Consider the following 9,108-nt stretch of genomic DNA (forward strand, 5'->3'; position numbering starts at 1 on the left):
ACTCCGGCTTCAGGGAATACGAATCCCCTCGGGTCGGTGACCCGATGAGGCAAACACTGTCTTCGAGAGAGGGCTCACACGAGCTGTCGTGCCTGCTCCTGGAGCCGGACCTTGTCTTTCTTTCCTGTCGTCGTCTTCGGCAGGGCGTCACACGCGTCGATGCGCGTGGGGACCATGTAGCGGGGAAGGTAGTTGGCGCAGTGCTGTCGCAGGTCCTGCGGGCTGGTGCTCGCGTTGTCGCGCAGCACGACGAACGCGCGCAGCTCATTGCCCGTGAGATCGTCCGGGAGTGTCAGCGCCGCGCTCTCCTCGACATCCGGATGGCGCAGGAGCACCTCTTCCACGGCGCTCAGTTCGATGCGGTGACCCCGGACCTTGACCATGTCATCCCTGCGGCCCAGGAAGCACAGCGCGCCGCCGCTCTCCCGGATGACGCGGTCTCCGGTCCGATAGGCGAAGGCGTGGCCCGGAATGGGCCCGAGCACCTGACGTGTGCGCTCCTCCATGCCCCAGTACCCGCTCATCAGCGTGGGGCCCGCGACGCACAGCTCTCCCTCTTCTCCATCTCCCGCGAGGATGCCGTCATCGCGGATGACGAAGACCTCGTCCCCACAGCAGACCTGGCCAATGGGCAGGGGCTCGGAGCGCGCGAGGTCCGCGGGGGTGACGAGGTGGAATGTGCAGACGTTCGTCTCGGTGGGGCCGTAGAGGTTGAGGTAGCGCGGCCTGGGCAGGGTGAGGACGAGCTGGCGCAGATACTTGAGCGGGAAGACCTCACCGGCGAAGAGCACGGTGCGCAGGTTCGGAAAGCCGTGCCGCGACAGCTCGCCCCGGGCCACCAACTGCGTGAGCACCGAGGGCACCGAGTACCAGATGGCGATGTGCTTGTACGCGATGAAGTCCGCCAGCTCGCGGGGGAAGACGGAGAGCGAGGTGGGGACGAGCACGAGTGTCGCGGCGCCCTTCGCGGTCGCGAAGACGTCGAAGACCGACAGGTCGAAGTGGAGGGGTGCGTGGCTGGAGACGCGGTCCCCGGGGCGCACTCCCGCGACGTTGAAGGCCCAGTCGACGAAGGCGTGCCCGGCGCGGTGGCTGAGCATGACCCCCTTGGGCTGCCCCGTGGAGCCGGAGGTGTAGAGGATGTACGCGAGGTCCTCGGGGGAGGACTCGGCGAGCGGCTCCACCGGGGCGCTGGACTGGGCTCGCACGTCGGCCCAGGTGAGCGTCACCGGGGCGCCCGGTTCCTGGGGGAGGCGGAGCGTGTTCGTCGGGCGGGCCTCCACCAGGATGATGCAGCGCAGACTCTCCACGGCGCGCAGGGAGGCATGCCAGGTGGGGATGGTAATGACGCCCGAGAGCGCGCAGTCCCGGGCGATGAAATTCAGCCGCCACTCGGGCGAGGCGGGGTCGATGGGGACGTAGGCGGCACCGGCCTTCAGGATGCCGAAGAGACCGATGATGGCTTCGAGGGACTTGTCGAGGTGCAGGCCCACGCGGTCGCCCCGGCCGATGCCCTGGTTCCTGAGCGTGCGGGCCATCTGATTCGACGCCGCCTCGAGCTCTTCGTAGGAGTAGGTCCGCTCTCCGTCGATGACGGCGATCCGGGCGGAGTGGGCCCTGGCGCTGTCTTCAAGATACTGGAACAACATGGCTGTGGTTCTCCGTCACAGGCCCATGGAGCGGGCCACGAGCTCTCGCTGGAGCTCCGAGGTGCCGGAGAAAATCCGGCTCCCCAATGCGTCACGCACTTCCCGCTCCAACTCCGTCTCGGTGAGGTAGCCCAGCCCGCCGTGGAGCTGCACCGCCTCCATGCTCGTCTGGACCCAGGACTCGCTGACGTGGAGCTTGACGAGGGAGGCCTCGAACATGGCCGAGCGGCCCTGCTGCTTGAGCCAGGCGAAGCGGTACAAGAGGCCCCGCGCCGTCTCCAGCCGCAGCTTCATCTCCACCAGCTTGCTGGAGATGGCCTGGAAGCCACCGATGGGCCTGCCGAACTGCTGGCGCTCACGGGCGCGGCGGATGCAACGCTCCAGCGTGCGCTCCATCGCCCCCAGCGCGGGCGCGAGGATGAGGCCGCGCTCGTACTCCATCATCTGCGAGAAGAGGGCAAGCCCGCCGCCCTCTTCACCCAGGCGGTTGCTCGCGGGGACCTCGCAGTCGTCGAGCCGCAGCTCGCCCATGCTCGCCGTGCGCAGGCCCATCTTCGGGACGGTGCGCTCCACGTGGAGCCCGGGCTGGCCCTTCTCCACGAGGAAGGCCGTCAGGCCGTCGCGTCCCCGTGAGGCGTCCACGGTGGCGAAGACGAGCAGGAGGTCCGCCACGGGGCCGTTGGTGACGAAGACCTTGCGCCCCTGGAGGACGTAGCCTTCGCCCTTGCGCGTGGCGGTGGTCTGCAGGGCGGCGACGTCGGAGCCGGCCTCGGGCTCCGTCATGGCGTGGCCCCCCAGCATCTCTCCGCGCGCGAGCGCCGGCAGGTAGCGCTCCTTCTGCGCCTCCGTGCCGAAGAGCAGGATGGGGAGCGCACAGGCCCACAGGTGGGCGCCCAGCGCGAAGAGCAGCCCGTTGTCGGCGCAGCCGTACCCGAGCCCCTCCAGCGCCTGGGCGGTGATGGGCACCGGGTGCTCCGCGCCGCCATACCGGCGCGGAATGGGAAAGCCCGCGGCGCCGAAGCTGGCGAGCCGGTGCCACCCTTCGCGGTTGAAGGTGCCCTCGGCGTCGAGGGTGACGACGTCGAAGTCGAGGCGCTCGCGGCCGAAGGCGACCGCCGCGGCCTTCATCCGACGCTCGTCGGGTGTCCACGCGAAGTCCATGACGGCTCAGCCTCCGCTTCCCGTGAGCGCGGGCACGGGAGCCCGTGGACGCGGTGACATGACCTGGGCGAGCAGCTCCGGGGGGACGGTGAAGTCGTCGAACCAGCGGCCTCCGAAGGGGCGCTGGATGGGGATGATTTGATCGCTGGAGTAGGAGAGGACGCGGCGGTTGTAGGAGCGGATGACGTCGCGCAGGGACGAGGGCAGGGCGCCATCCAGGGTGATGGCGCGCTCCATGTCCGCGAGCAGCTCCTGGGTGTCGGAGATGGCGGTGAGGATGCTCTGGCTGATGGCGCGAGGGAGGACTCCCGCCTGGCCCTTGGCGCGAACGAGCGCGGCGACGGCGCTGTACGTCGTGTCCTGGAGCTGCTTGCGGGACAGCCAGCGCGTCTCGTAGTTGAGGCGCCGGTGCCAGAGCGGCTCCACCATGGCCTGACGGTGCTCTTCCAGGGTGCGGTGGAAGATTCGGTAGCCGTGCTGCTCGGGCTCGACGAAGAAGCGCGAGCCCGGGTCGAGGAAGGGGACCATGGGGCACAAAAGCGGCAGGACGCGCTGGCCCTGGAACTTCTCCATCAGCCGGATGCTGTAGTCCACCGTGTCGAAGATGGACTGCGGCGTCTGCTGGGGCATGCCGATGAAGAACCAGATCATGACGCCGGCGATGCCCGCGTCGAGGGCGCGAGGAATCCACGCCTCCATCTGCTCCATGGTGTACGTGCCGCGCCCGGCGAGCTTGCTGATGACCGGGTCATGCGACTCGGGGGACAGCATGATGTACGACTGGCTCGACTCCCCCATCTTCTTCAGCGTCTCGTCCGGGGTGAGGTGGAACTGCTCGACGAAGAGCTGGCGGTAGCCGCTCTGCTTCACGGCGTCGAGGTACTCGTGGAATCGCGGACGCGTCTCCGAGTAGCACTGGAGCGCGTAGATGCCCGTGGTCGCCGCTGCGGGGCCCATGGACTTCAGCTCGTCGACGATGCGCGAGTGGTCCTTGGAGATGAGCGTCTTCTTGACGCCCATGATGTTGCGATAGGCGGACCGCGAGCCGCCGCACCAGGGACAGTCATAGGCGCAGCCGGTGTTGGGCAGCGTCATGATGAGCTTGGTGGTCGCGACGTCGTCCACGGCGTCGCGGTAGTAGGACCAGTCGACCGTGGCGTCGTTGTAGTTCGTCGCGGGCTTGTGGCTGAAGCCGGTGCGTTCCACCTGCTGGGTGCGGCGCTTGTAGAGGAGGTTGGGGATGTCCACGAGGCGCCGCTCGCCGGACTTGATGGTCTCCACCAGGCGTCGGACGGGTTCCAGCGTGTCGTAGCCCTGCACGACGATGTCGATCTCCGGATACTGGATGAGCTGCTCCGCGTAGAACGTCGCGGAGATGCCACCGCAGATGATGACCGCGTCGGGGTGGACGAGCTTGATGCGCTTGGCCAGCTCGATGGTGCCGTGGCACTGCGCCATCCAGTGCAGGTCCAACCCGAAGACCGGGGCCTCGAGCCGCCCGAGCAACTGGTCCACGTCGAGCTCGGGGTGCTTGAGCATGAGCGCCGCGACGTTGACGATCTTCACCGACAGGTCGTGCTTGCGCAGGTGCTCCTGCATGGAGAAGAACCCGATGGGGTACATCTCGTAGATGGACGTGACGTTGACGCTGTCCGAGTCGCTGAGATAGGCGAACAGCAGGTCGTCGCGCTCACGAAAGTCATACACGCTGGGCGCGTGCAGGAGAAAGAGGTCTGCTCGTAGCGTACTGGACGACGTGCTCATGAGCAGCGTTCTCCGGGGGTGGAGCTGCGATGAAGCCTGTCTTTGAACGCCGCCGAGAATGGACGGGTGACCGGTGAAAGTCGTTCGTCCCCGGGTCTGGGACGTGCGCTTCCTTCAGGACAGTGAATTCCGGAATTCTCGCTGAATCTGAGAGCGAGGCGGCGCGCGTGAGTTGTGAGGAGGACGTGGCGTGTGCGGGGAGGGCAGGAGTGTCCGAGCGCTCACAGGTGGGATGCGGGGTCCATCGGGAGTGCGGGCCGGGGAGCGGTGGATGGCCGCGGCGCCGCCCGCCCCTGTCCGACCTGCCGGGTCGACGTGCCTTGACGTGTCAGGCGCTGGCTTTGACACGTCAAAACATCTGGCTGACGCGTCAGTATCCGGGGTGCAGTGATTGCGCGAGGGGGCGTATGGATTGGGATGGCTTTGCACGGGGCTCATCCGTGCCGGCTCCACATCTACTCCGGATCGAGCGCCCAGGTGCCGTCCTTCCAACGTCGCAGAGTCATGATCGCTCCGATGGCGGCAATCCCTCCCTCGTTCGCTGCCGCTTCCAATACCGCCTTGGCTTCCGCCGTCCTGTAGCGGAGCAGAAACGCAGCCGCCATGGCTCGAACGTCCGTACGCGGATGCTTCATCAGCACGGCGAGGGCGTCTCGCCCAGTATCCCCCTGCTCGCGTAGCGCCTGAAGCGCGGCGGTGTACTGCTTGGCGTGCTTGTTCCCCGTCTTGGAATCTCCTCGATGAATGGCATCAGTCTGGGCCGCGACATTCCGAGCGAACTGCTCGACCAGTTCTTCCAAATTCATCACCAGACCCTCAGCTTCACGTTCTCAATGGCCAACAGCCCGAACTCGCGTTGGGCCTCATAGGACTGTGTACTCATCCACTGCCGTACGGTCTGCGTGAGCGACTGAGTAATGTCGTAGCGGATCGACGAGTAGAGGGAACTGACCTTGGTGTGCAGGCTCTTGTCCAGCGGGATGACGTTCTCGGTGTTGTGGAGGGACTGGGGGCCGAAGCGCGTCACGTTGCCCGGGGTCTGCTCGACGATGTGGTGCCACTCCTTGTTCTTGCCCGCCGGCCCCATGGCCTTCTTGAAGCCACTGAACGAGCCCCAGGCCCTGTAGCCCATGGGCCGCGCCTTGGCGGAGGCGCCGCCGCCCGTGCCGCTGGCCGCCATGGCCACGGCACCGGGTGCGAGGGCGATGGTGACGGTCTCGGCGCTCACGGTCACCGCTCCGACGTCCGCGACCGCCGCGAGCCTGAGGCCCACCTGCGCTTCAGCCTGCACCGCCGCCTGCGCGGCGCCGGGAAGCCTTGGCACCTTCGACCCCAGCCCCGCCGCCGTGTTTCCAATGGCGGCCACGGCCAACATGGCGAACGCACGCGCCGCGTTGCGGCCCATGACCCGGCCGTAGCGCTCGCCCGCCTCGCGGAGTTCGTCAAACGTGGTGGCTCGCTCCGCCTCCTCCACCAGTCGCTTGAAGCCCACGATGAGGGTCCAGAACGTATCGACCCCCACGTAGGCAATGAGGGTGGCGGTCATCACGGCGGCCACGCCCTTCGAGAAAGGCTCGGGCACCGCGAGCAAGATGCAGTACGTGGTCCACGTCCAGAGAACCGCCGACATCATGGCCTGGGGATCGGCCATGTCCTTGAATGCATCCATCATCTCGTTCAATACGACGCCCTGTGCCAAGGCCATGGCCAGGGCGTAACGGCCATCCCCGGTGACCGTGGGGTTCTCCACCAGGAGGCGCAGGCAATCGCCGGGCTTGTTCGCGCGCTCGCACCAGCGCAGGTATGTGCGCGTCAGCTCCACCTCTGTCGCGGATTGTTCACCCTCCAGGTGTTCGCCCGGGCCCAGCGGGATGACGCGGTGGCCGTGTGGCTCGTACAGGTACGAGCCACTGCGCGAACCCACCTCGAACAACCGCCGGGCCACTTCCTGGGGACGAGTGGACGGCCGCACGCTCCGGGCGAGCGCTTCTACGGCTTCAACGAAGTCGTCTTCGTCCAGCTCCACCGGTGAGGCATCGCCGCTGCGTGGGGTGAGGACGATGGGCTTGCCCAGGTCCGTGTGCAGGCGCACGGACTTCGTGGTGCCACTGCATCGGGCCAGCATCACGAGCAGTAGCGGAATCAACCATCGCGGCGACATGCGGAGCCCTCCTGGCACTGGCCGCTTTTACTCGGGAGCACATCTGCGGTGCAGGGCCAGGCAATATCAGATAGAGCTGATAGGTGTACCCGGCCGAATCGGGCGCCAGGTCGAGCGTGGGGCCGACGGAGTGCTCCGGGACTTCACGCCGCGGAGCGTGACCGAGCGCGGCTCGCTCGTCCCTCCTCGCCATCTACACATTGATAGGGACACGCCCCCCACCAGTAGGCGCAAGAGGGGCCGAGTTGCGGACGACTCTCCCCCTGCGCTGGGAGGGGCGTGCCCTTCGTGACACTGGTACGCTTTGGAGTCGGTTGCGTGTAGGGTAGAGAGTGTGGGGGTCGCAGCGGAGGGATGGGTAGGGGCATCGTAGGACGCGCTTTGGTTCCTACTATTTCCCTGCTGACGAGGTCCAGGCAGGGCCAGTAAGGGCCGGAAACGACTGGGCACGAGTGGCGGAACTGGCAGACGCAGCGGACTTAAAATCCGCTGGCCCGAAAGGGCCGTCCGGGTTCGATTCCCGGCTCGTGCACTTCTAACTGGCGAGAGTCGTTGAGGAAATTCTTCCGATTCTAGCCAGGTGCCCCCAATGTGCCCCTCGGACGCTGCTCCAGCACGCGAACCGCATCCTTCTTCACGTCTGGACTCAGGTGCGCGTATCGCATCGTCATCTCAATGGACGCGTGTCCCAAGAGTTCTTGCACGGCTTTGAGCGGCACTCCCCTCATGACCAGATGACTGGCGAAGGTGTGTCGCAAGACATGCCATCCGATAGTCCGTCTCGGCCCCTCTCCGAACCTCACCCTGAGCGTGCAGGAGGTGGAGCGCATCGGCTGAGCCCTCTCACGTGATATCTACCTTGACGCTCACCGCCACCTCGATTTCGTCGGCGAGTTGCCCCTGTCGATGTCTGTTCCGCATGCTCTTGGCTTCAGGCTGGCTGATGCGACGAAAATCAGGAGTATACTCACACGGGGAGACAAATTCAGGGAACAGGTGTAAGGTTTCGAGTACTTCTTGTTTTGAAGGAGTCTTGCTTATGAACTCTTGCAATCGTGCCCTCGTTGTTCTGCTGTTCTCTGGCTTGCCGGGCATTGCTTGGGCAGCCGCAGCGTGTGTTTTTGAAGGGCGGGAAACTGTTTGTGGATCGACGACGCCGTCTATTTGCTTGAAGCCCGATTCGAGTAAGTCGATAAAAGCACTTATAGCGAGCGAGTGGGCCAAGGAGTGGGTTGAGGCGCACAATCGAGTTCGTGCGTCGGTGGTTGATGCGAAGCCTCCGTTGCCGAAGGTTGTCTGGTCCGACGAACTGGCTCAGGCTGCTCGGGGCTGGGCTTCGCAATGTAAGTTCGCGCATGACACGTGCCGAGTCACCCCTGGCTTCTTGAGTTATGTAGGGCAGAATTTGTATATGAGTGCATCCAGCGACCCGAATAGCAAAGCTACTACTGCGCTTGTGTCTCAGGCAGTCAATGGTTGGGGGAACGAGCGCAGGTTTTTTCCGCAGAGCAGCATCAATCCTTTTGTGTTCGATGCTGCTTATGGCCACTACACGCAGTTGGTCTGGCGCAAAACAACGGCCATTGGCTGTGCAGTCGCGAGCTGCTCCAGTGCCAGTCAGCCCTTGGCGGTGTCGCATATCATGGTGTGTAATTATGGTCCCGGTGGGAATATGGTTGGCGCAAAGGCATACTGAGGCGTTTGTGGGGAACGACGTTTCTGCCAACCTTGCACCCCGGTATCACGAGCGGCAGCAGGAGGTCGACCGGGGTCTTCCCGTGCACCACGCCGATAGGGAAGAGCCCGCCACCTGCGCTCGCGGATTCCAGGAGGGAAAGGCGCTGGATGGGTAGCAACGAAGACGGGCACCGCTTCCCGAGCGTCTTGACCTGCCTGGATCCTTCGGACCACTGATTACGAGAGAGGTGCCGGCCGGGATGGGTTGGGTACCACTGCTTCGCACTGCCGTCGAAATTCCAGAGGCGTGAGGTAGCCGAGGCTCGAGTGTGGCCGGACCAGGTTGTAGTGCTGCCTCCACGCCTCGATGACAACCTTCGCCTCTACCCTGGAACGAAACCATTCCATGCTGAGGCACTCGTCGCGAAAGCGTCCGTTGAAACTCTCGTCGGTGCCGTTCTGCCAGGGCTTGCCCGGCGCGATGTGCGCCAGCTCGATGCGCGCCTCCGCGGCCCACCGCAGGATGGCCGAGGCGACGAACTCCGGCCCGTTGTCACTGCGCATGTGCCGGTCGTGTCCCTATAAGTGTGTAGTCGGCGAGCAGGGATGAGCGTGAAAGAGGGAAGCTCCTCGGTGAAACCAACCGAGACGGTCTCCCCCTGGCAGGGGAGCCGAGGAGTTCCCGCCGTGGACGAT

General features: G+C 65.3%; 8 protein-coding genes, 1 tRNA gene and 1 pseudogene. 2 read left to right on the plus strand and 8 right to left on the minus strand.

Annotated features, from left to right (window positions below; genetic code table 11):
• Positions 1-74: 74 nt before the first annotated feature.
• The 5 genes from HUA74_RS05415 to HUA74_RS05435 all read right to left on the minus strand — a co-directional run bounded on the left by HUA74_RS05415 (position 75) and on the right by HUA74_RS05435 (position 6,735).
• Positions 75-1,649 (minus strand): amino acid adenylation domain-containing protein, encoded by a 1,575-nt coding sequence (locus HUA74_RS05415; protein ID WP_174453632.1) that lies wholly within the window; start codon positions 1,647-1,649, stop codon positions 75-77.
• A gap of 15 nt (positions 1,650-1,664) precedes the next feature.
• On the minus strand, positions 1,665-2,810 hold the full coding sequence (locus HUA74_RS05420; protein ID WP_174453633.1) for an acyl-CoA dehydrogenase family protein: 1,146 nt from the start codon (positions 2,808-2,810) through the stop codon (positions 1,665-1,667).
• Between the two features lie 6 nt (positions 2,811-2,816).
• Entirely contained in the window at positions 2,817-4,574 is a 1,758-nt protein-coding gene (locus HUA74_RS05425) for a B12-binding domain-containing radical SAM protein (protein ID WP_141642384.1), read from the minus strand.
• A gap of 455 nt (positions 4,575-5,029) precedes the next feature.
• Positions 5,030-5,380: a DUF2019 domain-containing protein gene (locus HUA74_RS05430; protein ID WP_174453634.1), complete on the minus strand. Its 351-nt coding sequence runs from the start codon at positions 5,378-5,380 to the stop codon at positions 5,030-5,032.
• Positions 5,380-6,735, minus strand: a complete 1,356-nt coding sequence (locus HUA74_RS05435) for a hypothetical protein (protein WP_174453635.1) — start codon at positions 6,733-6,735, stop codon at positions 5,380-5,382. The genes HUA74_RS05430 and HUA74_RS05435 overlap by 1 nt, the downstream gene beginning before the upstream one ends.
• Positions 6,736-7,181: 446 nt before the next feature.
• Here HUA74_RS05435 and HUA74_RS05440 point away from each other — a divergent pair.
• Positions 7,182-7,267, plus strand: a tRNA-Leu gene (locus tag HUA74_RS05440).
• A 40-nt stretch (positions 7,268-7,307) separates the two neighbouring features.
• Here HUA74_RS05440 and HUA74_RS46365 read toward each other — a convergent pair.
• Both HUA74_RS46365 and HUA74_RS45420 read right to left on the minus strand, forming a co-directional pair.
• Positions 7,308-7,565 carry a tyrosine-type recombinase/integrase gene (locus HUA74_RS46365; RefSeq protein ID WP_174453636.1) on the minus strand — a complete coding sequence of 86 codons (258 nt, stop codon included), beginning with the start codon at positions 7,563-7,565 and terminating at the stop codon, positions 7,308-7,310.
• Positions 7,566-7,578: 13 nt separating this feature from the next.
• Positions 7,579-7,959, minus strand: a complete 381-nt coding sequence (locus tag HUA74_RS45420; RefSeq protein ID WP_254624241.1) for a hypothetical protein — start codon at positions 7,957-7,959, stop codon at positions 7,579-7,581.
• On the opposite strand from HUA74_RS45420, the gene HUA74_RS46780 reads away from it, so the two are divergent.
• Positions 7,904-8,431 carry a CAP domain-containing protein gene (locus HUA74_RS46780; protein WP_371817199.1) on the plus strand — a complete coding sequence of 176 codons (528 nt, stop codon included), beginning with the start codon at positions 7,904-7,906 and terminating at the stop codon, positions 8,429-8,431. The two genes, HUA74_RS45420 and HUA74_RS46780, sit on opposite strands and share 56 nt — an antisense overlap.
• Before the next feature lie 218 nt (positions 8,432-8,649).
• On the opposite strand, the pseudogene HUA74_RS05455 reads toward HUA74_RS46780, so the two are convergent.
• Positions 8,650-8,976: pseudogene (locus tag HUA74_RS05455) on the minus strand (integrase core domain-containing protein); the annotation flags it as partial.
• Positions 8,977-9,108: the final 132 nt, after the last annotated feature.

The sequence above is a fragment of the Myxococcus sp. CA051A genome, from assembly GCF_013336705.1.
GTDB classification, from domain to species: domain Bacteria; phylum Myxococcota; class Myxococcia; order Myxococcales; family Myxococcaceae; genus Myxococcus; species Myxococcus llanfairpwllgwyngyllgogerychwyrndrobwllllantysiliogogogochensis.

Excerpts from the sequence above, each read along its gene's own strand:
- HUA74_RS05415 (WP_174453632.1), bottom strand. The coding sequence starts at position 1,649 with ATGTTGTTCCAGTATCTTGAAGACAGCGCCAGGGCCCACTCCGCCCGG.
- HUA74_RS05420 (WP_174453633.1), bottom strand. The coding sequence starts at position 2,810 with ATGGACTTCGCGTGGACACCCGACGAGCGTCGGATGAAGGCCGCGGCG.
- HUA74_RS05425 (WP_141642384.1), bottom strand. The coding sequence starts at position 4,574 with ATGAGCACGTCGTCCAGTACGCTACGAGCAGACCTCTTTCTCCTGCAC.
- HUA74_RS05430 (WP_174453634.1), bottom strand. The coding sequence starts at position 5,380 with ATGAATTTGGAAGAACTGGTCGAGCAGTTCGCTCGGAATGTCGCGGCC.
- HUA74_RS05435 (WP_174453635.1), bottom strand. The coding sequence starts at position 6,735 with ATGTCGCCGCGATGGTTGATTCCGCTACTGCTCGTGATGCTGGCCCGA.
- HUA74_RS46365 (WP_174453636.1), bottom strand. The coding sequence starts at position 7,565 with ATGCGCTCCACCTCCTGCACGCTCAGGGTGAGGTTCGGAGAGGGGCCG.